Below are 26,435 nucleotides of genomic sequence, written 5' to 3'. Positions count from 1 at the left end.
CAAAGCTCTTAGCGGGCGTCCAACGCCGTCCCTGGCCGAAACAGTACCCAGCGAAGCGAGACACGGTACTGACCGAAAATGCGTACACGATCGAAGAGCGGAGCCGATCACGAACAGCCACTCAAGCAACACGGTTGCACGTCGAACAGGGGGCCGGCAACGAGCAGGACAGACCAGACGGTCACTCTTCCGAGAGCAGCCGAACTGATTCGGCTTCGTACCCCTCTAAGAACGAGTCGTGTCCGCCGACGGTGACTGGCCCGTCGGCCGTCTCGAGGCACAGAGAGTGCTGTAAGGAAAAAGTCTCACTCCGGGGTTCGATGAGTTGCTGGACGACCTCGGTGATCCGGCCGGTCAAGCGTTCGTCGCTTGCCGTCTCGACCTCGGCCCGAAGCGTCGTGCTCTCGGCGTCGGACAACGCAGCCTGGAGGACAGCGTGGCGGAACCACTCGAAGGTCTCGGGCAGTGGATCGGGCGAGGTGACGGACAGTTCCTTGGCGGCAGGCCAGTACGTCGCGATGAACATGCTGAAGATGGTACTCGTCAGGAACGCTTCGGTGACGTAGACGGCATAGCCGTCGTGGTGAGGTCCAGCGAGGACCGGCGCTTCGCCGACCATCCCCTCACGGTAGTTGTCGACGGCGTACAGAAAGGGCAGGTGCTCGTCCCAGTACCGAACGACGTCGGCGACAGGTTCGAACGGTGCCGGATCGGTGTCGCCCTCGTAGTCCCCGAGCAACAGCAACACGAGCACCCCCCGCTCGTTTGCGGCCTGAAGCGCGGATTCGATCTCGGGATAGATCGCTTGGGGGATCGAAATGACGATCTCGTGGTCGGCTAACTCGATGGCCTGGCGCAGGCGTTTCAGCGCTGTCTCTCTCGATTTGATGATCCGGATGTCCGGAGAGGTCTCTGCCGTTTCGTCGTACGTTGCAGCCAGTTGGGGTCGGATCGATTCGAGCCGGGTGGTGAGGTTCTCGATCGCATCGTCGGGGGGCACGGCACTGATTGTCGTCGGTGATGCGTGCTCTTTGACCCGGACCAACCCACGATCGGCCAGCCGTTCGGCGATGTTGTAGACCGCTCGCTGGGTCACGTCGGCCGCCTCGGCGATCGTTCGCGTCGTCGCCTCGTCGTGGGCCAATATCGCAAGGTACGCGTCGATTTCCGTGTCCGAGAAGCCAAAGACGGCGAGTTCCTCCCGAATCTCCCGGTCACGGCCGTCTGATCGCTCGCTCATCGTCTCACATTCTGCGGGTTGCCTTGAATACGTTACCCATCCACGACGGCCGGGAGACGAAGGCCTGCCCGTCGCCGCCCGGCCAGTGGCGAGAAGAGCGACGATCGAACCGATGGCCCGACTGGACGGGACGTGAGATTGCCCACCGACCCATAGAGTTGTAGTATATGTTCTTCGCAAATTTAGATAACGTTAAGAGCGTGCGACGAGTGGTGTCCAAACGGACATGAGTAACCCGAACGAGCCGGCAGACGGGGCCGATGGGTCGACAGAACAGCCACGAGCGTGGTGGAAACGGGCGGACATCTACCAGATCTACCCACGGAGTTTCAACGACAGCGACGGGGATGGCATCGGCGACATTCCCGGGATGATCGAGAACGTCCCGTATCTCGACGAGCTGGGTGTCGATGCCGTCTGGCTGTCCCCAGTCTATGCGTCACCGCAGGCGGACAACGGCTACGACATCAGCGACTACCGCGCTATCGACGACCAATACGGCGAGCTAGCAGACTGGGAAGAGCTGCTCGCAGCGTTGCACGACCGAGACATGCGCCTCATCATGGATCTGGTCGTCAATCACACCTCGGACGAACACGAGTGGTTCCAGCGCTCCCGAGCCGGTGAGGAACCCTACGACGAGTTCTACTACTGGCGAGAGGGCGATCCCGCGGAACCACCGAACAACTGGGACTCCTTTTTTGGCGGCTCCGCCTGGTCCTACGACGAGACCCGCGAGGCGTGGTATCTCCACCTCTTCGACGAGAAACAGCCCGATCTCAACTGGCGCAATCCGGCAGTCCGGGAGGCAGTCTACGAGATGATGCGCTGGTGGCTACAGAAAGGGATCGATGGGTTCCGGATGGACGTCATCAATCTCCTCTCGAAACCCGAGGGGCTCCCGGACGGCGATCCCGACGGAGGGCTGACCGGGGCCGAACACTTCATGAACGGCCCGAAGATCCACGACTACCTCTCGGAAATGATGGCCGAGACGGTCGAAACGGTCGACCGAGAGATTATGACTGTCGGGGAAACCCCCGGCGTCTCCGTCGAGGACGCCCAGGAGTTCGTCGGCGAGGACGGCGACGGCCTCTCGATGGTCTTCCAGTTCGAACACGTCAGCGTCGGCGACGGCGACAGCAAGTGGGAGGCCGGCGAGTGGCATCTGCCGGCGTTCAAAGAAATCATCGAGCGCTGGCAGACTGGGCTGGCCGAGGACGGCTGGAACAGCATCTACCTCTCGAATCACGACCAGCCTCGCATGGTCTCGCGGTTCGGCGACGACGACCAATACCGCCGGAAGTCCGCCAAACTGCTTGGAACGTTCACCCACACGCTACAGGGGACGCCGTTCGTCTACCAGGGCGAGGAACTCGGGATGACGAACACCCCATTCGAATCGATCGAGGAACTGCGCGACGTCGAGGCGATCAATTTCGTCGAAGAGGCCATCGCTACCGGTGACGCCGAGTCCTACGCGGACGTCCGGGACGCGATCGAAGCGGTCAGCCGGGATACCGCCCGAACGCCGATGCAGTGGACCGACGGGACACACGCTGGATTCACCGACGGCGACCCCTGGATCAAGCTCAACCCCAACTACACGAGCGTCAACGCCGAGCGCGAGCGGACGGACCCGGCCTCCGTCTGGCAATACTACCAGGACCTGATCGCCCTGCGCGAGGAACGCGACGTCCTCGTCTTTGGGGACTTCGAGTTGCACTATCCGGATCACCCGTCAGTGTTCGCGTACACGCGGACACTCGGGGACGAACGCGGATTGATCGTGCTCAACTGGTCCGGAGAATCGCGGTCGATCGACGTCCCCGATCACGTCGATCCGGGGCTCGAACTGGCGATCGCCAACGACGACGCCCCCCAAACCCTCGGGACGACACTCGAACTCTCGCCGTGGGAGGCACGCGTCTATCTCACGGGGTGACTCATGGACACGCACGTCGAGACGAGCGAGGACAGCCTCGATCGTGAGTGGTGGACCGAAGCCGTCGTCTACCAGATCTACCCACGGAGTTTCAACGACAGCGACGGCGACGGCGTTGGCGACCTCTCGGGTATCGTCGAGAACGTCGCGTATCTCGACGAGCTAGGTGTCGATGCCGTCTGGCTGTCTCCAGTGTACGAATCGCCCGGCGAGGACAACGGCTACGACATCAGCGACTACCGCGCTATCGACGACCAGTACGGCGAGCTAGCAGACTGGGAGCGCCTCGTCGAGTGCCTCCACGACCGGGACATCCGCCTCATCATGGACCTGGTGATCAACCACACCGCAGACGAACACGCGTGGTTCCAGCGGTCCCGAGCCGGTGAGGAACCCTACGACGACTACTACATCTGGCGAGAAGGCGACCCCGCGGAACCCCCGAACAACTGGGAGTCGATCTTCGGCGGGCCGGCCTGGTCGTACGACGACCAGCGCGAAGCGTGGTATCTCCACGTCTTCGACGAGAGCCAACCCGACCTCAACTGGCGCAATCCCGACGTTCGCCGGGAGATCGCCGACGTGATCAGCTGGTGGCGCGAGAAGGGGACCGACGGGTTCCGGATCGACGCGGCCTCACACATTTCGAAGCCCGAAGGCCTCCCGGACGGCGATCCGGACACCGATCCGACCGGGATCGCCCACTACAGCCACGGCCCCACCCTGGACGCGTATCTCGAAGAACTCACCGAGCGCACACTGGGCGAGGCCGGGGTGATGACTGTCGCCGAGATGGGCCACACGACCGTCGAACAGGCCGCCGAGTACGTCGCCAGTGAGTCAAATGGCCTCGAGATGGTGTTCCAGTTCGATCACGTCGGAATCGGAGACAGTCCCGAGGACCTCTTCGACCCGGAAGCGAGCGACGAGTGGGACCTCACGGCCTTGAAGGACATCGTGACGCGACAGCAAACTGAGATCGCCTGGCCGGCACCGTTCCTCGGTAATCACGATCTGCCGCGTGCCGTTTCGCTATTCGGCGACGACGAACGATACCATCGCGAGTCGGCGACACTGCTTGCCACGTTCCTGTTGACGCTGCGGGGCACACCGTTCGTCTATCAGGGCGACGCGATCGGAATGCACAACGCCGAGTTCCAGCATCTGGCCGAGATCGATGACGTAATGACGATCGGTCGGGTCGAATCGCTCCAGGAAGCCGGCGTCATCGATTCTCACGAGGAGGTCCGCCAGTTCGTCAACGAGCGGAGCCGGGACCACGCCCGGACGCCGATGCAGTGGACCGACGGCAAACACGCCGGCTTCACCGACGGCAGCCCCTGGCTCAAAGTCAACGAGCGCTACACCGAGATCAACGTCGAGGCCGCACGCGCCGACACACACTCGGTGCTCGCCCACTACCGAGAACTGATCGACCTGCGCCACGAGTGGGCCGTCCTCGTCGACGGCGACTACGAACTACTGCTCCCCGAAGACGAGCAACTCTACGCCTACAGGCGGACACTGAGCGAGGAGACGGCACTGATCGTGCTCAACTGGTCGGCCGAACCGGCCACCTTCGAGTCGCCGGTCCCGACCGACGGTGCTGACGCCGTTACCGGAAACTACACCGACGTTCCGTCGACCCCTGACGGGACGACGTTCCGCCCCTACGAAGCAGCGATATACAGGCTCTGAGAACGTTCCCGAACGTAGTCCACTCATGCCGCGTTCTCAAAAGCGCCCCCGTTTGTCGGGTGCCGGGACGGCAGTCCACCATAGTCACAAACGACATACCATCCGTCGCGGCGCCCCCTATTATTGTCCCCTCTTGGCGGCGCGGCACTTGCGGCGGCGAAACCGCCGTTCGGAATGTCAAAGATTTATGCGTAGACTGAGACAAGTACGCGCTGATGACGGATGAAAACAATCCGCGCAAGACGCAGAATAGCGAGCAGGACAGTCAACCACGTGGGAATACGGGTGGACAACCAGCGAATCAGGGTGGAGCTCCCGGCGGCCAGCAAGCGGGGGGCACGGGGGCCCAGGGCCAGGGCAGCCAGCACACCCAGGGTCAGCAAGGCCAGGGCGGCCAGTACGCCCAGGATCAGCAAGGCCAGGGCGGCCAGTACGCCCAACAAGGTCAATACGCCCAAGGCGGTGGCTACGGTGGTTCGAGCCTGTTGAACGACCTGCAACGGCCCGAGCCCAAGCGCTATCTCAAAGGCATCGTCGGAACGATGGGGATCGCGTCGGTGCTACTGGGCGCGATGACGTTCCTGCTGGGCATGATCGGCGGATTCTCGTTCGTCCCGGGAGCGGTTGAGGTGGCCGGAAGTACCGCTTCGGCGATGGGCACCTCCAGCGGCCCGCAAGTCGGTCAAGCACTGGGAACGACTCACCAGCTGACGATCGGATATCTGACGGCCGAGATCGCCCCCTTCATCGCGTTCGGTCTCGCGCCATTGATCGGCCTGTTCGTGGCGACCCGAATGAGCGACGACGTACAGACCCGTCGCATGACGGCAGGTGCCGGTGTCTTCCTGGGCGGATTCGTGTTCGTCCTTGTAACGACGCTCATGGCGTCGTTTATCGTCCCGTCACTGAGTGCATTCACTGAGGCCGCGGGATCGAGCGCGGCCGGTCTCGGCGGTCTCCCCGCGGGAGCATCAGAGATGTCAGGATCGCTCAACAACCTCAGTTCGATCCAGTTCGGCAATCTCATCATCAATAGCGTCATCGTCGGACTGATGTCCGGCATCGCGGCGTTCGGAGCCGCCTACGCAGCCGACACCTTCCTCGGTGAAGGCGCGGGCTACTGACTCATCGCTGTTCATCAGCCAACTCCGCGTCGGCGACGATCTCGAAGGGGTCCATTCCCTTGCGGATCCCGTCCAGTAGCAGGAACGCCCGATCGGGCGAGAGGAAGTGCCGCGTCACGGCCCGTCCTAGCGGCGTCGGCTCCAGGCCATCGATGAACTCGTACTCCAGAAGCTTTCCAAGAGCGTGTTTGGTCGGCACCTCACCGAGCATCCGACCGTTGAGTCGCTTGGTCGCACTGCCGCCGACGACGACGTTCGCCAGCGTCTCCTCGACAGCTGCGCTCTCGTCGTAGCGATTCATGACGGGTTCCATCTCTCCTTTGAGGAGCTTGAATGCCACCTCGTCTTCGGTCATTTCCTGGCTGTTGTGATAGACGCCGTCGGGTTCGACCAGCAGGTAGACCGTCCCTTTGTCGTGGTAATCGGGCCGGCCGGCCCGCCCGAGCATCTGAGAGAACTCTTGGACGGTCAGCCACTCGATGCCCATCGCCAGGGAGTCGAAAATGACCTGGGAGGCCGGGAAGTCGACGCCGGCCGCAAGCGCTGCCGTCGTGACGACGGCGGACAGTTCCTGGTCGGCAAACATCGACTCGACTTTGCCGCGGCGGCTGTTGTCCAGCCCGGCGTGATAGGGAGCCGAGGAGTACTCCAGTCGACGAGAGATCTCGTGACAGCGCCGCCGTGAGTTGGTGAAGATGATCGTCTGGCCGCGATATCCCTTCGAGGATTTCGTGTCGAAAGCCCGCTTGACGAGTTTGTTCTCGATATCGACTTTCTCGTAGTCGTCGGCGAAAGTGACGTGCCGTTCGATCGGCACGGGCCGTTCCTCGAACTCGATGAGTTGCGCCTCCAGGGAGTCCGCCAGCGAGCCCGGATTGCCGACGGTCGCCGAGAGGTAAATCCACTGGGTGTTGCCGGGCGCACTCGTCTGCCCGCCCCGATCGTCACGGACCGCCGTCCCACCGCCTTCCTCACAGTAGTACTTCAGCCGCGAAATGAGACCGTCCAGACGGTGGCCGCGCTCGCCCTCACCGAGGGTGTGGACCTCGTCGATGACGACCGTCCCGATCTCGCCGAGATCGTGGCCGACCCGCAGGGCATGATCGATTCCCTCGTAGGTACCAACGATGATGTCCGCACTCGGGTCGAACCCGCCACCTTCACCCCGGATACGACTGGAGCCAACGCGGAGACTCACGTCGACGAGATCGCCGTACTCCTCTTGAAAGTCCTGGTATTTCTGGTTTGCCAGCGCCACGAGCGGGACCAAAAACAGCATCTTTCCCTTGCCGTTGAGGACCCGATCGATCCCGGCCATCTCGCCGATCAGCGTCTTCCCGGTCGCCGTCGCCGAGACCACGAGTTGGTCCTGTCCATCCGTGACGCCGTGCTCGACCGCCAGACTCTGGACCGGCAGAAGTTCCTCGAACTGGGATTCGAGTTTCTGTTGCATGCCCGGATGGAGGCTCAGCGAGTCAGTTGGGACGAGATCGACGTCCTCGACGGTGGCGCTGATCTCGTCGAACTTCGTGAGTTCCGGATCGAGTTCCCCAGAGAGGAGGTTCTTGATGCGTTCGAGATCCTGGACTTCGAGCAAGAGCGCTTCGAGGCGATCGCGGGCAGTACCCGTCACGTCGCCGTGGTAGGCGAGTTCACGCTCCAGTTCCGCGATCGCACAGTCCGGACAGATATCGTCGCCGTCGGCAGCGATCGCCGTCTCGCTCGTGATCGGCGCGTACTCGCCACTGGAGGCACAGTACCGACAGGTCCGGACGACCTTCGCTTCGAGTTGGTAGGCATCGAGCATCTCGCGGGCGACCCGTCGACCACGACTGGAGGTCTGTTCGGAGACGCGGATCCGGTCGGCCCGGCGAGCCAGTTCGACGAACTGGTCGGGGCTGCGCAGATCCTCCTGGCTGCCCCGCTGGACCCGAAGGCGGGCCGGGCGGGGACCGGCCGAGGTCTCTTTGACCTCCAGTCGACCGCCAAGTACCCGCTGTCCGTCCTGCTGGACGACCACCCGAAAGTCCTCGCCGTCTTCGTGGACGAATAGCGTGTCGACGGCCGAAAGCTGCTGGGACACACCGCCAATAAGAGCAGGATCCACTTGACTCACTCGGACCCGATCGGACCGGGACGCCATGCCGTGACACGGAGCCTTAAGACGCTGCCAAGAGTACACGAGATCATGCGACGCATCCGGATCGGTAGCGCCTTCGGGATCCCGATACAGCTGGACGTTACGTTCCTGCTGGTACTCCCGCTGTTTGCCTGGATCATCGGCGCGCAGGTCGGCCAGTCGGTCGAACTCATGAACGAGGTCTGGGGGGCCGGCATCCCCATCGAGCCACTGTCGACGGGTGCGTTCCCGTACGTCCTGGGGATCACTGCGGCCGTCGGCCTGTTTGCCTGCGTCGTCCTCCACGAACTGGGCCACTCGGTCGTCGCAATGCGGTTTGGCTTTCCGATCTCGTCGATCACGTTGTGGCTCTTTGGCGGGATCGCCCAGCTCGAGGAGATGCCCGAAGACTGGAAACAGGAACTGTTCATCGCGATCGCCGGCCCCGCCGTCAGCGTGGCCCTCGCTGGCATCTCGTATGCCGGCTTCTGGCTCGTGCCGACGGGCGAGGCGGTCGGGATCGCGTCGGTGAAGTTCCTGCTTGGGTACTTCGCGCTGATGAACGTCGCCCTGGCGATCTTCAACATGCTGCCCGGCTTCCCGATGGACGGCGGACGGGTCCTCCGGGCGCTGCTCGCCCGGACGCGCCCGTTCGCCCGGGCGACCCAGATCGCCGCCGAGGTCGGGAAGCTCTTTGCCCTCCTGCTCGGGTTGTTCGGCCTGTTCGGCGGCGGCGGCCTGTTTCTGGTCGCGATCGCCTTCTTCATTTACATCGGCGCATCCAGTGAAGCCCAGATGACGACGATGAAAGCCGCCTTCGAGGGCGTGACCGTCCGAGACGTGATGACGCCGGCCGATCGGGTTCAGTCGGTCGATCCGGACATGTCGGTCGCGGAGTTGATGGAACTCATGTTCCGGGAACGCCACACGGGCTTTCCCGTCGTCGAGAACGACGAGATCGTCGGGCTGGTGACCTTAGAAGACGCCCGTGCCGTCCGGGAAGTCGAACGCGAGGCCTTCACCGTTTCGGACGTGATGACGACCGATCTGCGGACGATCGGCCCGGACGAAGACGCGATGGCGGCCCTGACGCGCCTCCAAGAGAACAACATCGGGCGGCTGTTGGTCATGGAGGCCGGGGAGTTCGCTGGCTTGCTCACCCGGACAGACCTCATGACCGCTCTGGATATCATCAAGCAGAGTGGCCGCGACCGACTCGTGGGTGGCGGATCGTTCGGGAATAGGACGGTCCCGACGACTGGTCGAGATGCCGACGACGACATCTCCAAAGAAGACCGCCGCTTCGAGGACTGAGCCGACAGCGAGGCTCAGATTGGCAGAGAGACACTACTTGCGGGCTCACCGCGTCGGGCGTCACGAACGGTCAGTCGCGAGACCGTCCAGGTGATCGGCTCGATCGAGCGCTCGGCCAGTCCGGTGGTCGTCGCCCGATCGCCGCCCCGGGCGATCGTGACGTGTGGGGAGTAGTCGTCGCCTTCCATCCCTTCGACCGGGGAGAACTTCGCGACGAGTTTCGCGTGAACGCGCCGGAGTTCGGGACTCTCGACGGTGAGATAGACGACGGGCGAGGGGCCGTTCGTCGCGTTGGCGAAGTAATCGATACCAGTCACTTGTGCCTCGAATGGCGGCTGCCCAGCGAGATACTCCCGGATCTGGGCCTGGAGTCGCGGCACCGATCGATCCTGCCCGAGTCGCTTGAGCACCAGCGTGTGCTCGCCGCGCGTTCGTTCCTGGGCCCGTGGCACTTCCCGGGCGAGTTCACTCGCCAGTCGGGCAACCGACGAGGGAACGGGGACGTTCAGACTGTACACGTCTTGAGTGGAGAGGTCGAGCAGAATAAGCGCCCCGATCGATCAGACAGGTCCGGATCACTCGCTGAAAGAGCGAGATCCCTCAGATCCGGTCGAGAAGCCACAGCACGATCAACACGACGATGATCAGCCCGAGCAGCGGCCGGAATGGGCCAAGAAGCCACGCCATCCACCCCAGGACCTCGCCAACGATTTCGAGGACAACCAAGACGATTACCAGTGCGAGGACGATCTTCAGGAGGTCTTCGACGTCGAGATTCATGTAAATAACTCCACACGCGAGAAGCATAGGTGTTGTGGCAGTTGCCGACCACGAGGACACAGAACCGTGACCCAGCAGTCACGACAGAGATCAACACGCAAGGAACAAACCCGGAAGATATTTGTACTCCATGCCGGATATTCCGGGGTACATGACGCCGATCCACCGGTCCGCGTCGATCGCAGTTGTGACCGGCGGGTCTGTCTCCCTTCTTCGACGCCGACGACGGGGCCGTTAGCCCCATCACTACTACTCCTTTCACGCGTTCGAACGTTCTCATCGCCGCCCACCGTCGGGTTCCGGGGCGGTCATCTCTCACCCGACAGTCACGACACTATGACACACTCCACGACACAACAGGACGGAAACGGCACAGTTGCACTCGCCTTCTCGGGCGGGCTGGATACCACAGTCTGCGTACCGCTACTCAAAGAGGAATACGGCTACGACGACGTCATCGGCGTCACGGTCGACGTCGGCCAACCCGACTACGAGTTCGACGAAGCCGAGGAGACGGCCGAGGCACTGGGCCTGGACCACTACGTCGTCGACGCCCGCGAGGAGTTCGCCGACCTCTGCCTGTCCGCCGTCGAGGCCAACGCCGACTACCAGGGCTATCCGCTGGGAACCGCCCTCGCACGGCCGGTCATCGCCGAGGGAATCGCCGCGGTCGCCAGAGAGCAGGGCTGTAGTGCCCTCGCGCACGGCTGTACTGGCAAGGGCAACGATCAGTTGCGCTTCGAGGCCGTCTGGCGCGACACCGACATGGACGTCATTGCGCCGATCCGCGAACTCGGGCTCACCCGCGAGTGGGAAAACGAGTACGCCGAGGAGAAGGGTCTGCCCGTCGAGGGCGGGGCCGGCGGTCGCTACTCCATCGACACGAACCTCTGGAGTCGCTCGATCGAGGGCTCGGAACTCGAAGACCCCGCAACGATCCCCGAGGACGACATCTACCTCTGGACGGACAATCCGTCAGGGAAAGAGGCCGAACTCGTCGAGATCACCTTCGAGGACGGCACTGCGGTCGCCGTCGACGGCGAGGAACTCGGCTCGGTCGAACTCATCGAACAACTCAACGAGATCGCTGGCGCTCACGGCGTCGGCCGCACGGACATGATGGAAGACCGGATGCTCGGCCTGAAGGTCCGCGAGAACTACGAGCACCCCGCGGCGACGGTGCTGCTGACGGCCCACGAGGCCCTGGAAGGGCTCGTCCTCACCGCCGAGGAACGCCAGTTCAAGACCTCCATCGACCAGCGCTGGTCCGAGAAGGCCTACGAGGGACTGATCGACGCACCCCTCGTGAAAGACCTCGAAGGGTTCATCGGCGAAACGCAGTCCCGCGTGACCGGGACAGTGACGGTCAAGCTCGAAGGCGGGCACTGCCGGGCCGTCTCGCGTGAATCCGAGTACTCGGTGTACAACGAGTCGGCGGCCTCGTTCAACGAGGAGGCCGTCACCGGCGGGATTACACAGGACGACGCCACCGGCGTCGCGAAGTACCACGGGTTCCAGTCGCGCCTGGCCAGCGAGGTCACCGAGTCTCTGGCCGACGAGGAGTGAGTTATGCCCGAGGAACCCACGGACGAGAGCGGGACCGACGGCGATAGCGTCGTTCGCCGCGAGCGCTTCAGCGGCGGCCCCGCCCGGGGGTTCCTCTCGTCGCTCGCCGCGGATGAGCGCATCTTCGCCGCTGACCTCGCAGTCGATCGCGCCCACGTCGTGATGCTCGCCGAACAGGGGATCGTCGAGGCGGAGACCGCTGGCGAGATCCTGGCCGCACTCGACGACATCGAAGCGGCAGGTCACGACGCCCTGCCCGACGGCGAAGACGTCCACGAGGCTATCGAGACGGCCGTCATCGACCGCGTCGGTCCTGACGGCGGTCGGATGCACACCGCCCGCTCGCGTAACGACGAGGTGGCGACCTGCATTCGTTACCGCCTACGCGAGGACCTGCTGGACGCGATCGAGGCGACGCTCGAAGCGCGCGGCGCGCTGATCGAGACCGCCGAGGCCGAGGGCGAAACCGTCATGCCCGGCTTCACCCACCTCCAGCCGGCCCAGCCGACGACCGTCGCTCACTGGGCACTGTCCTACGAGCGCGCGCTGGCCCGCGAGACGGCCCGCCTGTTCGATGCCTACGAGCGCACGAACCAGTCGCCGCTCGGCGCGGCCGCCTTCGCGGGGACACCCTTCGATGTCGACCGCGAGCGGACGGCCGAACTGCTGGGCTTCGACGGAGTGATGGCCAACACGATGGACGCCGTCTCGGCGCGGGATTTCCTCGTGGAGTCGACCGCCCACCTGGCGACCCTGGCGACGACCCTCTCGGGACTCGCCGAGGACGTCGTGCTCTACGCGAATAAAGGATACATCGAGGTCGACGACGCCTATGCCTCGACCTCCTCGATCATGCCCCAGAAGAAGAACCCCGACACGCTCGAACTCGTCCGCGCACGTGCGGGTGACGCCGCGGCGGGACTCAACGGCCTGTTGACGACGCTGAAAGGGTTGCCACGGGCGTACAACCGCGACCTCCAGCGGGCCGGCGGGCACGCCTGGCGGACGATCGATGGCGTCAGCGAGGCCACCGAAGTCGCTGCCGGCGCGATTGCCACAGCCGAGTGGAACGACGCGGCGCTGGCCGACGCGGCAGGCGAGGGCTTTTCGACCGCGACGGGCGTCGCCGACGCCTTAGCGATGGCCGGCGTCCCCTTCAGGACGGCCCACGAGGTTGTCGCGGCCGCGGCCGAAACGGCCGGGGAAACGGACTTCCAGACGCTTGAGGCCGCCACGCGGAAAGTACTCGACAAATCATTGACCGAGTTCGTCGACCGCGAAACGGTCGAGGCAACGCTCGATCCCACAGAGAGCGTCGCCAGTCGCGACTCTCCCGGCGGCCCGGCCCCAGAGGCCGTCGCCGAGCAGGTTGTGACGGCCCGCGAGGACCACGCGGCAGACAGCGACGCGCTGGCCGAGCGCCGGGAGACGCGTGCGAAAGCGGACGCCGCGCTACAGGCAGAGGTGGAGACGTATGTTTGAGACGATCAGCACGACCACAGTGACCACTCACCACATGACCACGAGACCGTCCATCGAATCGCCCCATCAGTCGCCCGACGACGGGCAGACAACGGAGCGTGAATCGCTATGAACGTCGGATTGCTGTACTCGCGCATTCGCCAGGACGAGAAACTCCTGCTCGAAGAGTTGCGCGAGCGCGGCCACGAGGTGACGAAAATCGACGTGCGCAAACAGCGCTTCGGCCTCGATTCGCCCCCGGCGGATTTCGAGGGCGTCGATGTCGTCCTCGATCGCTGTCTGGCGACCAGCCGGAGTCTCTACGCGACGGAGTTTCTGGACGCCTACGATATCCCGGTCGTCAACAGTCACGCGACGGCCGAAACCTGTGCCGATAAGGTGACCAACAGCCTCGAACTGCAGAAAGCCGGCGTCCCGACGCCGAAGACGGAAGTCGCGTTCACCAAGGACACGGCCTTAGAGATCATCGAAGACTTCGGCTATCCCTGCGTGCTCAAGCCCGTCATCGGCTCGTGGGGCCGCTTGATGGCCAAGATCGACACGAAGGATGCCGCCGAGGCGATCCTCGAACACAAGGCGACGCTGGGTCACTACGAGCACAAGGTCTTCTACGTCCAGGAGTTCGTCGAGAAACCAGGCCGGGACATCCGCGTGCTGGCGACCGACGGCGAGCCGATCGCGGCGATGGTTCGCTCCTCGGATCATTGGCTGACCAACGCCGCGAAGGGTGCTGAAACCGATGTCTTCGAACTGGACGATCGCGCCCGCGAACTCGTCGCAGAGGCCAGCGAGGCCGTCGGCGGCGGTCTCCTGGGTATCGATCTCATGGAAACCGGTGTTGATTCAGACGGCAACCCCACCGGCTACACCGTCCACGAGGTCAATCACACCGTCGAGTTCAAGGCGCTGAACGACGCCGTCGAGACGGACGTGCCCGGCCAGGTCGTCGACTGGCTGGAGACGAAAGCGGAGGTGAACGAGTGATGTCCGCGAGCGAGGGGGAAGCGTCACTCACTACCTCGGTCGTCGGTGCAAGTGGCTTCACCGGCGGCGAACTCCTGCGGTTGCTCGCCGGTCATCCCGATTTCGAGATCGCCCAGGCCACGAGTCGCTCGAAGGAGAACAAGACCATCGGTCACGTCCACCCGAACCTCCGTGAACTGGACCTGCGGTTCAGTTCGCCCGAGGATCTGGAGTCGGTGGACGTACTGTTCGCGGCGACGCCCCACGGCGTCTCGATGGACCACATCGACGCGTTCCAAGACGCGGCCGACACTGTCGTGGACCTCTCGGCTGACTTCCGCCTCGACTCGGAATCCCAGTACGACGAGTGGTACGACGGGCATTCACGGCCCGAGTTGCTGGCCGAATCCGAGTACGCCCTCCCGGAACTCAACCGCGAGAACCTGGCCGGCGCGGATCTGATCGCCTCCGGCGGCTGTAACGCGACGGCGACGATCCTCGGCCTGCTGCCGCTGTTCGAGAACGACGTCCTCTCGGGGGACGAACAGATCGTCGTCGACGTGAAAGTCGGGTCCTCGGAAGGTGGCGCAGGGGGCGGCGAGGCCTCCAGCCATCCCGAGCGCTCGGGTGTCGTCCGCCCCTATGCGCCGACGGGCCACCGCCACGAGGCCGAGATCGAGCAGTTCCTCGGGACGAGCGTCTCCTTTACCGTCCACGCGGTGGAGATGATCCGCGGCGCGAGCGCGACGATCCACGTCTTCCCCGAGGAGCCCGTCTCGAAAGGGGACCTTTGGGGGGCCTACCGCGGAAGCTACGAGGACGAACCGTTCGTTCGGATGGTCGCCGGCGGCGGTGGCGTCTATCGCTACCCCGAGCCGAAGGCCGTCGCGGGCTCGAACGACGCCGAGGTCGGCTTCGAACTCGATCCTGGAAACAAGCGTGTCGTCGTCTTCTCGGCCATCGACAACATGATGAAAGGCTCGGCCGGCCAGGCCGTCCACGCGGCCAACATCGCGCTCGGCCTCGAAGAGACGGCCGGACTGGACTTTGCGGGAATGCACCCGGTGGGATCGCCATGACGGAGGTGTGTCGCGCGTGACCGTGGTCGTCAAAGTCGGCGGCGCTCGCGCGGTCGATCCAGAAGGCGCGCTGGCTGATGTCGCCTCGTTAGTCGAGGGCGAGGCGCGAAGCGCCTCGGAAACGTCGAGCGGGGAGGACAGCGACCCGCGAGACGAGGGAGAAGACGTCGTCGTCGTCCACGGCGGCTCGACAAAAGTGGACGAGACCCTCGAACGCATGGGGATCGAGCCGGAGTACGTCGAGACGCCTTCCGGTGTCGTCGGCCGATTCACCGACGAGAAGACCATGGAAGTCTTCGAGATGGCATTTGGCCACCTCAACACGCAACTCGTCGCGGGCTTGCAGAGCCAAGGCGTCGACGCGGTGGGACTCAACGGCGTCGATGGGAAACTCCTGGCCGGACCCCGGAAATCGGCTGTTCGCGTCATGGAGGACGGCAAACGGAAGATCAAGCGCGGCGATCACTCGGGCTCGATCAAGGAGGTCAACGAGGACCTACTGTATACGTTGTTAGACGATGGATACACCCCAGTTGCCGGGCCACCGATGGCCGGTAAGGATGATGCCGAGTGGATTCCGGTCAACACCGACGCCGACCGCTCGGCGGCCGCCATCGCCGGGGCACTCGACGCGAGGCTCGTCCTACTGACGGACGTTGCTGGTGTCTACGAGGATCCCGACGATGCCGAGACGCTGATCGAATCAGTCGAGACGGGCGAGGACTGGGAGACGCTCGAAGACGCCGCCGAGGGCTTCATGGAGCGCAAAATCATGGCTGCCAAAGAGGCACTCGTCGGCGGCGCACCTGCGGTCGTCGTCGCTGACGCCAACGCTGCCGACCCAATCAGTGCTGCCCTCGACGGAAGCGGAACACACGTACACGAAACAGCGATCGATACGGAGGATCAATCATGAGCGGATTCGTCTTTTCAGAGAAACCGATACAGATCGAGGACGGAGACGGTGCAGTCGTCTACGACGACGCGGGTAGAGAGTATCTAGACATGGGCGCAAGTTACGCTTGCGTCCCACTGGGGCACAGCCACGCAGCCGTCGATACGGCCGCCAAAGACCAGATCGACGACCTGACCTACGTCCAGGCGTCCTATCCCGTCGAAACCCGGACGCAACTGTACGACCGACTGGCGGCCGTCGCACCAGGCGACATCGACAACGTCTGGCTGTGCAATTCGGGGACGGAGGCCAACGAGGCCGCCCTGAAGTTCGCCCGGTCGGCGACGGGCGACTCGAAGATCGTCGCCACCATGCAGGGCTTTCACGGCCGGACGATGGGGGCGCTGGCGACCACCTGGAAGGACAAGTACAAGAAGCCCTACGAACCGCTGATCGGCGACGTCGAGTTCGTCCCCTACGACGACAGCGAGGCCCTCGCCGAGGCTGTCGACGACGAGACGGCCGCGGTCATCATGGAACCCATCCAGGGCGAGGGCGGGATCCACCCCGCCTCGACGGAGTACCTCGAGGCCGCCCGCGAGATCACCGACGAGGCCGACGCAGCACTGATCTTCGACGAGGTCCAGACCGGCATGGGCCGAACGGGAGCGCTGTGGGCCTGCGAGAAAAGCGGCGTCGTCCCGGACATGCTCACGACGGCAAAGGGACTGGCCAATGGCTTCCCGATGGGCGCAACGCTCTGTCGTGACTGGATCGCCGAGGACTACGGCTCGCACGCCTCGACGTTTTCGGGCGGGCCAGTAGTTTCGGCGGCCGCCGAGGCAACGGTCTCGACGCTCGTCGAAGAAGAGATCCCGAGCCACGCCGCCGACGTGGGCGAGTACCTTCGTGGGCAACTCAGCGAAGAACTCGGTGACAGTGCCCGCGAGGTCCGTGGCGAAGGACTCATGGTCGGTGTCGAGATCAAGCGCGGGGCCAACCGCGTGCTCAAGGATCTCGCCCTGAACCATCAGGTGCTGGCGCTGCCGGCCGGTCGAACGGTCGTACGGCTTCTCCCGCCGCTGGTCGTCGATCGCGAGGACGCTGACGCGGCCGTCGCGGCGCTATCGGAGGCGATCGACTGATGAGCGCCGCGACTGAAGATCAAGCGGCGGAAGTCTCGACAGCGGCGGCCCGCGAACTACTCGTTGATCTTGTCAGTACGCCGTCTGTCTCTGGCAACGTCGAGGCGGCTACCGAAGAACTCGTGGCCTTCTTCGAGGCACACGACCGCGAGGTCTGGGTCGACGACGTGGGCAACATCCGTGCCCCGGCAGACGATGGCGTCCTCCTCACCTCTCACATCGACACCGTGCCGGGAGACATTCCAGTGCGGTTAGAAGAGAACGACGACGGCGAGACAGTGCTGTGGGGTCGCGGGAGTGTCGACGCCAAGGGACCCCTGGCGGCGATGGCCGCCGTAGCAGTCCGGACGGGGGCGAGCTTTGCCGGCGTCGTCGGTGAGGAGGTCGACTCGACCGGCGGACGCTACCTGGTCGCGGACCGCGATAGCGAGCCCGACGTGGTGATCAACGGCGAACCCTCCGGCTGGGACGGAATCACGCTCGGGTATCGCGGTCTGCTCGGTGGCACGTACGTCGCTACCAGCGAATCTGGGCACTCCTCGCGGCCCGACAACAACGCGATTCAAGACGCCATCGACTGGTGGAACCGCGTCGAAAGCGAGTTCGCCAAAGACGAGTGGCACCCCGTTTTCGAGCGAGTGACCTGCAAACCAGTCGATATCGACGGCGGGATCAGCGACGACGGACTCTCCGTCGAGACGACCATGCGCGTCCAGTTGCGCGTCCCGCCGGAGTACACGACCGACGAACTCAGAGAAATGGCCGGCGGCCACTTAGAGAACGGGACGGTCAACTGGGACGATTGGGTCGAACCGGTGATGATGAGTCCCCGGACCGAAGTCGCCCGCGCCTTTCGTGCGGCGATTCGTAAGCGCGACGGCGACCCACGCCTGTTGCGCAAGACCGGGACCAGCGACATGAACATCTACGCCGACGCCTGGGACGCCGAGATGGTGACCTACGGCCCCGGCGACTCGGATCTTGACCACGCTCCGGACGAACACCTGCCGCTGCCCGAGTACGACCACTCGGTTGCCGTCTTAGAGGACGTCACGACGACTCTCTTAGAACCATGACACGCAACGTACTCGATGTCGACGATCTCTCGGCCGAGGAGTTGACGAGCGTCCTCGACCGCGCGGCCGCGATCAAAGCCGGCAAGGAACCGGGCAAACCGCTCGAAGACGAGACGCTGGCGATGATCTTCGAAAAGCCCTCGACCCGGACACGGGTCTCTTTCGAGACTGGCATGACCCAACTCGGCGGCCACGCCATTTTCCTCGGGCCGGACGACATCCACCTCGGAGAAGGCGAGCCGGTCAAGGACACCGCGCGGGCGGTCTCGCGGTACACTGACACGATCATGGCGCGGCTGTTCGACCACGAAGACGCCCAGAAGCTGGCCGAATACGCGACCGTGCCGGTGATCAACGGGCTCACTGACGACGCCCACCCCTGCCAGACACTCGCAGATCTACTGACCATCCGCGAGCACTTCGGCGGATTCGACGAGGTGAGAGTCGCCTGGGTCGGCGACGGCAACAACGTCGCCCAGTCGTTCGTCCTCGGCGCGGCAATGGTCGGCCTCGACCTGACCGTCGCGACCCCGGAGGGCTACGGGATCGACGACGACGTACTGGAGCGGGCCGGAGAACTCGGCACCGCACCCGAGACGACGACCGATCCCGAGGCAGCCGTTGGGGACGCCGATGTCGTCTACACGGACGTCTTCGTCAGCATGGGCCAGGAGGATCGCCGCGAGGAAAAACTCGAAGCCTTCGAAGGATTCCAGATCACGGCCGATCTACTCGGCGACCGCGCGTTGATGCACTGTCTGCCGGCCCACCGCGGCGAGGAAGTCACCGACGAGGTAATCGAGAGTGACAGCGCGATCGTCTGGGACCAGGCGGAAAATCGACTCCACGCCCAGAACGGGCTGTTGGTGTGGTTGGCAGAACGGTAGCTTCGCGAGCGACCGACTGGAGCGAGCGGTTTTTGGTCCACCGGTAGAGCAAGCTCTGCCGAGCCCACACTCACTTCACTCGTGAGGACCACGTTCTTGGGAGTCGAGCGGGACCGGCGGTCCCGCTGACCATGCGAATGGCGTGGAAGCGTTGTTCCCACGGACAGTGTGAGCGGGCCTACGGCCCGCGAGCATTCGGACGCTGCGCGTCCGTGAGCAGATCGGGTTCACAGAGCGAACCCGATGAACTAAAAGTGGTGGCGTGGATTCCGCGGCTTTTTTCCACTGCGACACGTCGGGACACCCAATGAGCCATCTAGAGATCACGCAAGACGAACCGGCCACCGCCACCGATGGCGTTTGGCTGACCTGCATCGAGTGTGCCAAGACGTACCCGCCGTTCGATGGCATCCGCTATACGTGTGACGCGTGTGGCGGGTTGCTCGAAGTCCGGTATGCCGACCTGCCGACGTTCGATGAGTTCGGTGACGAATCGAGTGCCTTCCACGGCGGCGTCTGGCGGTACAGTGCCGCCTTGCCCTTCGACACCGGCGTGACGCTCCCGGAAGGTACCACGCCACTCCACGAAGTCCCCCAGCTGGAAGCCGAAATCGGTATCGAGCGCTTGCGGGTCAAACACGAGGGAATGAACCCGACCGGGAGTTTCAAGGATCGCGGGATGACAGTCGGCGTCCGCGTCGCCCAGGAAGTCGGTGTGGACCGGCTGGCCTGTGCCTCGACGGGCAACACCTCCGCCGCGCTGTCGGCCTACGGGTCACGGGCCGGACTGCAAGTGCTCGTGCTCTTGCCGGAAGGCAAGGTCGCTGCCGGGAAAATCGCCCAGGCGAGTCTCCACGGCGCGCGCATCCTCGAAGTCGACGGGAACTTCGATCGCTGTCTCGATATCGTCCAGGACCTCGCTGACCGCGGGGAAGCCTACCTGCTGAACTCGCTGAACCCCTTCCGGCTGGAGGGCCAGAAGACGATCGGCCTGGAGATCATGGAGCAGTTCCGCGACGAAGAAGGCCACTTTCCCGACCGAATCGTGCTACCGGTCGGCAACGCCGGCAACACCGCCGCACTGTACAAGTGCTTCCGTGAACTGGAAGCCAGCGGCGCGATCGACGCCGACGACATCCCGAAACTCACCGGCGTCCAGGCCGAGGGATCGGCACCGATGGTCGAAGCCATCGAGAAGGGCTGGGATCACGTCGAGCGCTGGGAAGATGTCGAAACGATCGCGACGGCGATCCGCATCGGCAACCCGGTCAACGCGCCCAAAGCACTCCCGGGTATTCGAGAGACGGGCGGGACGGCAGTCGCGGTCAGCGACGAGGCAATTACTGACGCCCAGCGAGCGCTCGCCGAGGAGGGCGTCGGCGTCGAACCCGCGTCGGCGACTTCGATCGCAGGGCTGCGGAAACTCCGCGAGCAAGGCGAGATCGGTGCCGAGGAGTCCGTGGTCTGTCTGACGACTGGCCACCTACTGAAAGATCCCGACGCCGCCGTCGCGGCCGGGACCGAACCCGAGCCAGTACCCGACGATACCGACAAAGTGCTCACGCATCTGCGTTCCTGAAGGCCAATCGGGCGGCTGTGAATCGAGTATCGAGACGATAACAGCAGAGCGCCGGCTGGGTCACTACTCGATATATCGAGCGACCCCAGCGAGAGGGAGTCTCTGGCAGATCGGTCGTCGCTCTGTGGCAACGAGTAACGTTATCGGGTGGTCAACACCCCAAAGGTGGCGTGCTCAAAACGAGCCCAAAGAGGTGCGCTGGGCCGGAGGTCAGAAGCCGTTGAGTTCGACAACCGTCGTCTCGAGGATACGGTCGTCGTCGTTGAGCGCTTCGAGGACAGCCGTCGTCGGTTCGTCGTCGAGGTTGTACACCGACATGGCCTCTCCACCGATCGCTTCGCGGCTGTTGAACATGCCCGCGATGTTGACGTCGTGCTCGCCAAGGACCGTCCCAATGTACCCGATGACGCCTGGTGCGTCGGCGTTCCGGACGATCAGCATGTAGCCGTGGGGGATCGCCTCGAGCCAGTAGTCGTCGATACTGACGATACGGGGGTCTTGGTCGGCAAACTGCGTCCCTTCGACGCTGAGGGAGCGGTCACCATCACTGACGGTGACGGTCAAGAGATTCTGGAAGTCCGGCGCATCGTGGCTCGTCGAGACCTCGACAGAGACGCCTTCCCGCTGGGCGACACGGCGAGCATTGACCGGATTGGCGTCCCAGCCGAGTGACTCGAACACACCCGTGAGCGCGCCTGCCGTGATCGGTTCGACGTCTTCGGTCGCGATCTCGCCGGCATAGTCGACCGCGACGGCCGAAGGTGTCCCCTCGAATAGCTGGAGAGCGATCCGACCAGCCGTCTCGGCGAGATCGGCGTACGGCCGGACCATCGGGTACTTGTCGGGTGAAATCGAGGGCGCGTTGACGGCGTTTGCGACCGGTTCGTCGGCGAATGCAGCAAGGACCTGGCGGGCGATTGCGGTCGAAACGGATTCAGCAGTCCCGGTCGTGCGAGTGGCGATGCCGGGGGTTACGATGACGTCCTCGACGTCACGGAGCGGACTGTCCGCGGAGAGTGGGGCCTCCTGTACCGTATCGAGCGCGGCACCGTGCAACGGTCCATCGTCGACGGCCGAGGCCAGCGCGGATTCGTCGATCAGCGCCGGATCGCCGCAGTTGACCAGATACCCCTCACCGAGGGTGTCGAATGCATCTTCCCCGAGTACGACGCCCTCGTCGGCGCTTGCGTGCAGCGAAAGGAAGTCAGCCTGCTCGAGGACCGTCTCGTAGTCGGCGACCGCAGCACCGACCCGTTCGACCTGCTCGTCGTCGGCCTCGGGTGCGTAGACGACGAGATCGAGCCCGAGGTTGCCTAGCCGCTTTGTGACTTCCTGGCCGACGTCGTCGAACCCGATGAGGCCTGCCGTCTTGCCGTCCAGTTCCGAGCCGAGAATGTCACCTTTCGCCCACTCGCCATCTTTGAGCCGGACGTGTCCTTGCGGGATCCCACGCCCGGTGGCAAAGACCAGTCCGACGACGAATTCGGCGATCGATCGAACGCTCTCTTCGGGGGCATTAGCGACCAAGACGCCACTGTCGGTCGCCGCTTCCACGTCGATGGCCTCGACGTCGATCCCGGCCTGGCCGACGATCTGCAGGTCCGGGGCACGCTCGAAAACAGTGGACGTGACCGCCACGTCACCGGCGACGATCAGTGCGTCGGCAGTCTCGGCTTGGTCGGCCAGTGCCGCCGGGCCGTCGACCTCGACAGTCCGGACGTCGTGGCCCGCCTCGGCAAGCAGTGTCAGTCCGGCCTCGTCGACCGGGCCCGTGACTACGATCTCCATATCAGGGGTGACTGCACGCCCCGGCATAACGCTTGTTTTCTCCCGCTGGCGACGGCAAGCAGTCCGGGAAGGCACAAACCGCAAAAACAGCGAGCCCTATCGCCACGCCGACAGCGACGCCGCCTCCGCCACCGGCATCGAAAGATACGCATTGTCGCGGCTGATGTCGGCTATGACGAGCGCCTCGTCGTCCTCGATTGCGGCCATGATTTCACCGTCTGAGTGACCGTCTGCCGCGAGCGCGTCGGGCTGTTGCGACATACTATGTGAGTAGGTAACAATCATACATAAACGTGCCGAAACCCACTGGCAGTACCGCGATTCGTCAGCCAGACGTCTGACGCTTGGCGTCAGTTGACCGATACAATTGACCCCGATCCGAGCGGAGCCGCTCACGTAGCGGGGTGAGATCGGGCACGCCAACTAAACAAAGATTTAGTACGTGGACCTGGGAGTACTTGCCAGTATGAACGTCGCGGACGTCATGACGCCACGGGAGGATGTCGTCACGGTCGAGATACCGGGCACCAGAGACGACGTCCTCGAGTATTTACAAGAACGACAGTTCTCGTCGGTCCCAGTCGTCAAAGAGACCGACGAGGGCGAACAGTTCCGCGGGATCGTCACGCGTGACTCCCTGATCAAACATCCTGATGAGGACCAGCTCGCCTTGCTCGTCGAGGAAGTACCGACGACGACTGCGGACACTGCGCTGGAAAACGTCGCTCGGACGATCGTCGAGACGGGCGAGCCACGCGTCCCGGTCGTCGACGGCCAGCTCGAAGGGATCGTCACGATCACGGACGTCGTTCGAGCGATCGCGGAAGGAAGCGTCGACGACGGTGATCGAGCAGTCGGCGACCTCGCCCGACGTGACGTCAATTGTGTCTACGCTGGGACGCCGTTGCCCGTCGCAGAACGAGAACTGTCTCACGCCGACGTTCCCTACGGGGTCGTCCTCGACGACGACACAGACATGTGTGGCATGCTGACCGAAGTCGACGTCCTAACGGAGGCTGAAGTCGTCGAAGGCGAGGCCGAGACGGGTGAATCCATCGCCAACCAGGACGACGAGTGGATGTGGGAAGGCATCAAAGCCGTCGGCAACAGCTACATGCCGACCCGGAACGTCGAGATTCCGGACGAGCCGGTCAGTGAGTTCATGACGGCCGATCTCGTGACGGTCAACGGCCGCCGGACCGCCCAGGAAGCGGCCCAGTTGCTCATCAGACACGGGATCGAGCAGGTGCCGCTAGTCTCGGGTGACGACCTCGCGGGCATCGTCCGCGACATCGACGTCCTGAAAGCGCTACGATGACCCAGGTAGAGGCACAACGACTGGTCGAACTGGCCAAACGCCGCGGTTTCTTCCTCCAATCGGCCGGCGCCTACGGCGGGATCTCCGGTTTCTACACGTACGGCCCGCAGGGTGCCGCGCTGAAACGCAACGTCGAGGACACGTGGCGTGACCGCTTTGCCATCCAGGAAGGCCACATGGAGGTCGACGCGCCGACGGTCCTGCCCGAACCCGTCTTCGAAGCCTCGGGCCACCTCGATGGGTTCGACGACATGCTCGTGGAGTGTCCCGAGTGCAGCGAGTCCCACCGGGCCGACCACATAATCGAGGACGACCCCGACACTGGGATCGAGGAGGCCGAATCGCTGGCCCCCGAACGCGTCGAGGAGGTCATCGCCGAGTACGAACTCGTCTGTCCGACCTGCGGGACGGGACTTGCCGGCCAAGCTATCGAGCAGTTCAATCTGATGTTCGAGACCAATATCGGGCCGGGGTCGTCGTCACCGGGCTACCTTCGACCCGAAACAGCCCAGGGGATCTTCATCGAGTTCCCACAACTCGCAGAGTACGCCCGCAACCAGCTACCGTTCGGGGTAACACAGATCGGCCGGGCCTACCGCAACGAGATCAGCCCCCGGAAGTCACTGCTTCGCGTCCGAGAGTTCAGCCAGGCCGAACTCGAACTGTTCGTCGATCCAGAAGAAGACGAGCCGGATCTCTCGTCGGTGGCAGACGTTTCTGCACGGTTCTATCCAGCCACCGCCCAGGACTGCGAGGGCGGCGGCGTCATCGAGACCACGATCGCCGAGGTGGTCGACCACAGTATCGTCGCCGACCCGTGGATCGCCTACTACCTTGGTGTCGCTGCCGAGTGGTACGACCGCATCGGCCTAGATATGGACCGGTTCCGCTTTCGACAGCACCGCCCCGGCGAACTCGCCCACTACTCCGAGGATTGCTGGGACGCCGAAGGTGACGTCAGCGATCCCGGTGAGGACCCGGACTGGATCGAACTGGGCGGGTTCGCCTACCGGGCCGACTACGACCTCTCGAAACACGATTCCCACTCCGAAGAAGAGTTCACGATCTTCAAACAGTACGACGATCCCGTCACCGTCGAGACGCCGACGGTCGATCCGGACATGAGTTACCTCGGGCCGGAGTTCGGCGGCGCGGCCGGCGACGTGGCCGCGGCCTTGGAGACGCTTGCCGCGGACGACCCAGATGCCTTCGAAGGCGAAGAAGTAACCGTCGAGGTCGACGACGAGAGCTACACCGTCCCCGTCGAACAGACGGGCTTTGCCGTCGAGGAGGTCACTGAATCCGGCGAGCACGTCACACCGCACGTCGTCGAACCCTCGCTGGGCATCGACCGGGCGCTCTATACGGCACTCGATCACTCATACCGTGAGGACGAAGTCGACGGCGAACAGCGGACCTACCTCTCGCTCCCGCCCGAGGTCGCCCCGACGACCGTCGGCGTCTTCCCGCTGATGGACAAAGACGGGTTGGGCGAGCGCGCTCGGGAACTCGCACAGGATCTCAGAGCGACAGGCCTCGCGGTCACGTACGACGACTCGGGGGCGATCGGTCGACGCTACCGCCGTCAGGACGAAGTCGGGACACCCTACTGTGTGACCGTCGACTACGACACCCTCGAAGACGGGACCGTGACGATCCGTGACCGGGACAGCACCACCCAGCGCCGCGTCGCTATCGAGACTCTCGGGGCGACGATCGAGGCGTTAGTCGAGGGCGAGCAGGCCTTCGAGGACATCTGAAACCGTGGCGGGCGGCCTCCGGGACGCTGACGGCGAGATCGCCAGACGGCTCGTCCACGCCAGTACCAGCGTCGTTCCGCTCTCGTACATCTTCGTCGACGCGATCGAGTGGCGTCACATCCAGGCTTTTCTCGGCATAGCCGTCCTCATCGCTCTTGGCTTCGAGTCGTTCAGACTCGTCGCCGGCTTCGAGTGGTGGGTGTTCGATCGACTCACCCGGAGCTACGAACAGGAGAATCTCGCTGGGTACTTCCTCGGTGCGGTCGGGCTGACCGTGGTCGCGTTCGCCTTCTCGCCGCCGGGTTCGACGGCGCTCGTCGAGGGGCTTGGACGGTCGCCAGTCGCCGTCCCGGCGATGCTCATGCTCACCATCGCCGATCCGTTCAGCGGGCTGCTGGGATCGGGCGAACTCCGGACAGCCAAACAGGCGTGGGTGTTGCTCGCGACGTTCGGGCTCAGTACGCTGCTTGCTGCCCCGTTCGTCCCGACCGTGCCGGCGGTGCTTGGCGGGATCGCGGCGACGGTTGCCGACGGCATCAAGCCCGTCGTGGGCGGGTACGTGATCGACGACAACCTGACGATCCCGATCGCGGCCGCCGTGGCGATGGAAGGCGCACTGACGGTGCTGTAAGGACCGTCGAGGGGACGCTAGACGACGATTCGAGATGCGTCGCAGG

General features: G+C 64.1%; 22 protein-coding genes. 16 read left to right on the top strand and 6 right to left on the bottom strand.

The features are described from left to right. Positions 1-181 precede the first annotated feature (181 nt). On the bottom strand, positions 182-1,240 hold the full coding sequence (locus tag Hrd1104_RS12255) for a TrmB family transcriptional regulator (protein ID WP_154553028.1): 1,059 nt from the start codon (positions 1,238-1,240) through the stop codon (positions 182-184). A 226-nt stretch (positions 1,241-1,466) separates the two neighbouring features. On the opposite strand from Hrd1104_RS12255, the gene Hrd1104_RS12250 reads away from it, so the two are divergent. From Hrd1104_RS12250 to Hrd1104_RS12240, 3 genes are all read left to right on the top strand, one after another. Continuing rightward, entirely contained in the window at positions 1,467-3,185 is a 1,719-nt protein-coding gene (locus Hrd1104_RS12250) for an alpha-glucosidase (RefSeq protein ID WP_154553027.1), read from the top strand. 3 nt (positions 3,186-3,188) lie between these two features. Further along, positions 3,189-4,883 (top strand): alpha-glucosidase, encoded by a 1,695-nt coding sequence (locus Hrd1104_RS12245; RefSeq protein WP_154553026.1) that lies wholly within the window; start codon positions 3,189-3,191, stop codon positions 4,881-4,883. A 215-nt stretch (positions 4,884-5,098) separates the two neighbouring features. Beyond that, positions 5,099-6,007, top strand: a complete 909-nt coding sequence (locus Hrd1104_RS12240; protein ID WP_154553025.1) for a hypothetical protein — start codon at positions 5,099-5,101, stop codon at positions 6,005-6,007. A gap of 1 nt (position 6,008) precedes the next feature. Here the strand turns inward: Hrd1104_RS12240 and Hrd1104_RS12235 are convergent, their stop codons facing one another. Further along, positions 6,009-8,090 carry a DEAD/DEAH box helicase gene (locus Hrd1104_RS12235; protein WP_154553254.1) on the bottom strand — a complete coding sequence of 694 codons (2,082 nt, stop codon included), beginning with the start codon at positions 8,088-8,090 and terminating at the stop codon, positions 6,009-6,011. Between the two features lie 105 nt (positions 8,091-8,195). Between Hrd1104_RS12235 and Hrd1104_RS12230 the strand changes: the two genes are divergently transcribed. Beyond that, a complete protein-coding gene (locus Hrd1104_RS12230; protein WP_154553024.1) occupies positions 8,196-9,440 on the top strand; it encodes a CBS domain-containing protein in 1,245 nt (414 codons plus the stop codon). Between the two features lie 14 nt (positions 9,441-9,454). On the opposite strand, the gene Hrd1104_RS12225 is transcribed toward Hrd1104_RS12230, so the two are convergent. Both Hrd1104_RS12225 and Hrd1104_RS12220 read right to left on the bottom strand, forming a co-directional pair. Next, positions 9,455-9,958 carry a 2'-5' RNA ligase family protein gene (locus Hrd1104_RS12225; RefSeq protein ID WP_154553023.1) on the bottom strand — a complete coding sequence of 168 codons (504 nt, stop codon included), beginning with the start codon at positions 9,956-9,958 and terminating at the stop codon, positions 9,455-9,457. Positions 9,959-10,040: 82 nt separating this feature from the next. Beyond that, positions 10,041-10,220 carry a hypothetical protein gene (locus Hrd1104_RS12220; protein WP_154553022.1) on the bottom strand — a complete coding sequence of 60 codons (180 nt, stop codon included), beginning with the start codon at positions 10,218-10,220 and terminating at the stop codon, positions 10,041-10,043. Between the two features lie 336 nt (positions 10,221-10,556). Here Hrd1104_RS12220 and Hrd1104_RS12215 point away from each other — a divergent pair, with 336 nt between their 5' ends. The 9 genes from Hrd1104_RS12215 to thrC all read left to right on the top strand — a co-directional run bounded on the left by Hrd1104_RS12215 (position 10,557) and on the right by thrC (position 20,892). Continuing rightward, positions 10,557-11,786, top strand: coding sequence for an argininosuccinate synthase (locus tag Hrd1104_RS12215; protein ID WP_154553021.1), 1,230 nt, complete (start codon positions 10,557-10,559; stop codon positions 11,784-11,786). A 3-nt stretch (positions 11,787-11,789) separates the two neighbouring features. Beyond that, a complete protein-coding gene (gene argH, locus Hrd1104_RS12210; RefSeq protein ID WP_154553020.1) occupies positions 11,790-13,268 on the top strand; it encodes an argininosuccinate lyase in 1,479 nt (492 codons plus the stop codon). A 108-nt stretch (positions 13,269-13,376) separates the two neighbouring features. Next, on the top strand, positions 13,377-14,252 hold the full coding sequence (gene lysX / locus Hrd1104_RS12205; protein WP_154553019.1) for a lysine biosynthesis protein LysX: 876 nt from the start codon (positions 13,377-13,379) through the stop codon (positions 14,250-14,252). Then, on the top strand, positions 14,252-15,310 hold the full coding sequence (argC, locus tag Hrd1104_RS12200; RefSeq protein ID WP_154553018.1) for an N-acetyl-gamma-glutamyl-phosphate reductase: 1,059 nt from the start codon (positions 14,252-14,254) through the stop codon (positions 15,308-15,310). The genes lysX and argC overlap by 1 nt, the downstream gene beginning before the upstream one ends. A 16-nt stretch (positions 15,311-15,326) precedes the next feature. Then, on the top strand, positions 15,327-16,226 hold the full coding sequence (locus Hrd1104_RS12195; protein ID WP_154553017.1) for an acetylglutamate/acetylaminoadipate kinase: 900 nt from the start codon (positions 15,327-15,329) through the stop codon (positions 16,224-16,226). Then, complete coding sequence (locus tag Hrd1104_RS12190) at positions 16,223-17,350, top strand: aspartate aminotransferase family protein (protein ID WP_154553016.1); 1,128 nt, start codon at positions 16,223-16,225, stop codon at positions 17,348-17,350. The genes Hrd1104_RS12195 and Hrd1104_RS12190 overlap by 4 nt, the downstream gene beginning before the upstream one ends. Further along, entirely contained in the window at positions 17,350-18,426 is a 1,077-nt protein-coding gene (locus Hrd1104_RS12185) for a [LysW]-lysine hydrolase (RefSeq protein WP_154553015.1), read from the top strand. Before Hrd1104_RS12190 ends, Hrd1104_RS12185 begins: the two co-directional genes overlap by 1 nt. After that, positions 18,423-19,313, top strand: a complete 891-nt coding sequence (argF, locus tag Hrd1104_RS12180) for an ornithine carbamoyltransferase (protein ID WP_154553014.1) — start codon at positions 18,423-18,425, stop codon at positions 19,311-19,313. Before Hrd1104_RS12185 ends, argF begins: the two co-directional genes overlap by 4 nt. 307 nt (positions 19,314-19,620) lie before the next feature. Further along, on the top strand, positions 19,621-20,892 hold the full coding sequence (gene thrC / locus Hrd1104_RS12175; RefSeq protein ID WP_154553013.1) for a threonine synthase: 1,272 nt from the start codon (positions 19,621-19,623) through the stop codon (positions 20,890-20,892). A gap of 210 nt (positions 20,893-21,102) precedes the next feature. Here the strand turns inward: thrC and Hrd1104_RS12170 are convergent, their stop codons facing one another. Further along, positions 21,103-22,680, bottom strand: coding sequence for an NAD(P)-dependent oxidoreductase (locus Hrd1104_RS12170; protein ID WP_154553012.1), 1,578 nt, complete (start codon positions 22,678-22,680; stop codon positions 21,103-21,105). 96 nt (positions 22,681-22,776) lie between these two features. Next, entirely contained in the window at positions 22,777-22,941 is a 165-nt protein-coding gene (locus Hrd1104_RS13180; protein ID WP_195837594.1) for a hypothetical protein, read from the bottom strand. A 205-nt stretch (positions 22,942-23,146) separates the two neighbouring features. Between Hrd1104_RS13180 and Hrd1104_RS12165 the strand changes: the two genes are divergently transcribed. From Hrd1104_RS12165 to Hrd1104_RS12155, 3 genes are read left to right on the top strand one after another with little or no spacing between them, the layout of a single operon-like run. Further along, positions 23,147-23,998: a CBS domain-containing protein gene (locus Hrd1104_RS12165; protein ID WP_154553011.1), complete on the top strand. Its 852-nt coding sequence runs from the start codon at positions 23,147-23,149 to the stop codon at positions 23,996-23,998. Next, positions 23,995-25,758, top strand: a complete 1,764-nt coding sequence (glyS, locus tag Hrd1104_RS12160; protein ID WP_154553010.1) for a glycine--tRNA ligase — start codon at positions 23,995-23,997, stop codon at positions 25,756-25,758. Before Hrd1104_RS12165 ends, glyS begins: the two co-directional genes overlap by 4 nt. Positions 25,759-25,762: 4 nt before the next feature. After that, positions 25,763-26,389, top strand: a complete 627-nt coding sequence (locus Hrd1104_RS12155) for a dolichol kinase (protein WP_154553009.1) — start codon at positions 25,763-25,765, stop codon at positions 26,387-26,389. Positions 26,390-26,435: the final 46 nt, after the last annotated feature.

This window comes from Halorhabdus sp. CBA1104 (assembly GCF_009690625.1).
Lineage (GTDB): Archaea > Halobacteriota > Halobacteria > Halobacteriales > Haloarculaceae > Halorhabdus.
This window is presented reverse-complemented; position numbering and strand designations above follow the sequence as displayed.

What these genes read in the sequence shown, in the direction of transcription:
- Hrd1104_RS12165 (WP_154553011.1), top strand. Translation starts at nt 23,147, where the DNA reads ATGAACGTCGCGGACGTCATGACGCCACGGGAGGATGTCGTCACGGTC.
- argF (WP_154553014.1), top strand. Translation starts at nt 18,423, where the DNA reads ATGACACGCAACGTACTCGATGTCGACGATCTCTCGGCCGAGGAGTTG.
- Hrd1104_RS12240 (WP_154553025.1), top strand. Translation starts at nt 5,099, where the DNA reads ATGACGGATGAAAACAATCCGCGCAAGACGCAGAATAGCGAGCAGGAC.
- Hrd1104_RS12245 (WP_154553026.1), top strand. Translation starts at nt 3,189, where the DNA reads ATGGACACGCACGTCGAGACGAGCGAGGACAGCCTCGATCGTGAGTGG.
- lysX (WP_154553019.1), top strand. Translation starts at nt 13,377, where the DNA reads ATGAACGTCGGATTGCTGTACTCGCGCATTCGCCAGGACGAGAAACTC.
- Hrd1104_RS12190 (WP_154553016.1), top strand. Translation starts at nt 16,223, where the DNA reads ATGAGCGGATTCGTCTTTTCAGAGAAACCGATACAGATCGAGGACGGA.
- argC (WP_154553018.1), top strand. Translation starts at nt 14,252, where the DNA reads ATGTCCGCGAGCGAGGGGGAAGCGTCACTCACTACCTCGGTCGTCGGT.
- Hrd1104_RS12230 (WP_154553024.1), top strand. Translation starts at nt 8,196, where the DNA reads ATGCGACGCATCCGGATCGGTAGCGCCTTCGGGATCCCGATACAGCTG.
- Hrd1104_RS12215 (WP_154553021.1), top strand. Translation starts at nt 10,557, where the DNA reads ATGACACACTCCACGACACAACAGGACGGAAACGGCACAGTTGCACTC.
- argH (WP_154553020.1), top strand. Translation starts at nt 11,790, where the DNA reads ATGCCCGAGGAACCCACGGACGAGAGCGGGACCGACGGCGATAGCGTC.
- Hrd1104_RS12255 (WP_154553028.1), bottom strand. Translation starts at nt 1,240, where the DNA reads ATGAGCGAGCGATCAGACGGCCGTGACCGGGAGATTCGGGAGGAACTC.
- Hrd1104_RS12185 (WP_154553015.1), top strand. Translation starts at nt 17,350, where the DNA reads ATGAGCGCCGCGACTGAAGATCAAGCGGCGGAAGTCTCGACAGCGGCG.
- Hrd1104_RS12250 (WP_154553027.1), top strand. Translation starts at nt 1,467, where the DNA reads ATGAGTAACCCGAACGAGCCGGCAGACGGGGCCGATGGGTCGACAGAA.
- Hrd1104_RS13180 (WP_195837594.1), bottom strand. Translation starts at nt 22,941, where the DNA reads ATGTCGCAACAGCCCGACGCGCTCGCGGCAGACGGTCACTCAGACGGT.
- glyS (WP_154553010.1), top strand. Translation starts at nt 23,995, where the DNA reads ATGACCCAGGTAGAGGCACAACGACTGGTCGAACTGGCCAAACGCCGC.
- Hrd1104_RS12170 (WP_154553012.1), bottom strand. Translation starts at nt 22,680, where the DNA reads ATGGAGATCGTAGTCACGGGCCCGGTCGACGAGGCCGGACTGACACTG.
- thrC (WP_154553013.1), top strand. Translation starts at nt 19,621, where the DNA reads ATGAGCCATCTAGAGATCACGCAAGACGAACCGGCCACCGCCACCGAT.
- Hrd1104_RS12220 (WP_154553022.1), bottom strand. Translation starts at nt 10,220, where the DNA reads ATGAATCTCGACGTCGAAGACCTCCTGAAGATCGTCCTCGCACTGGTA.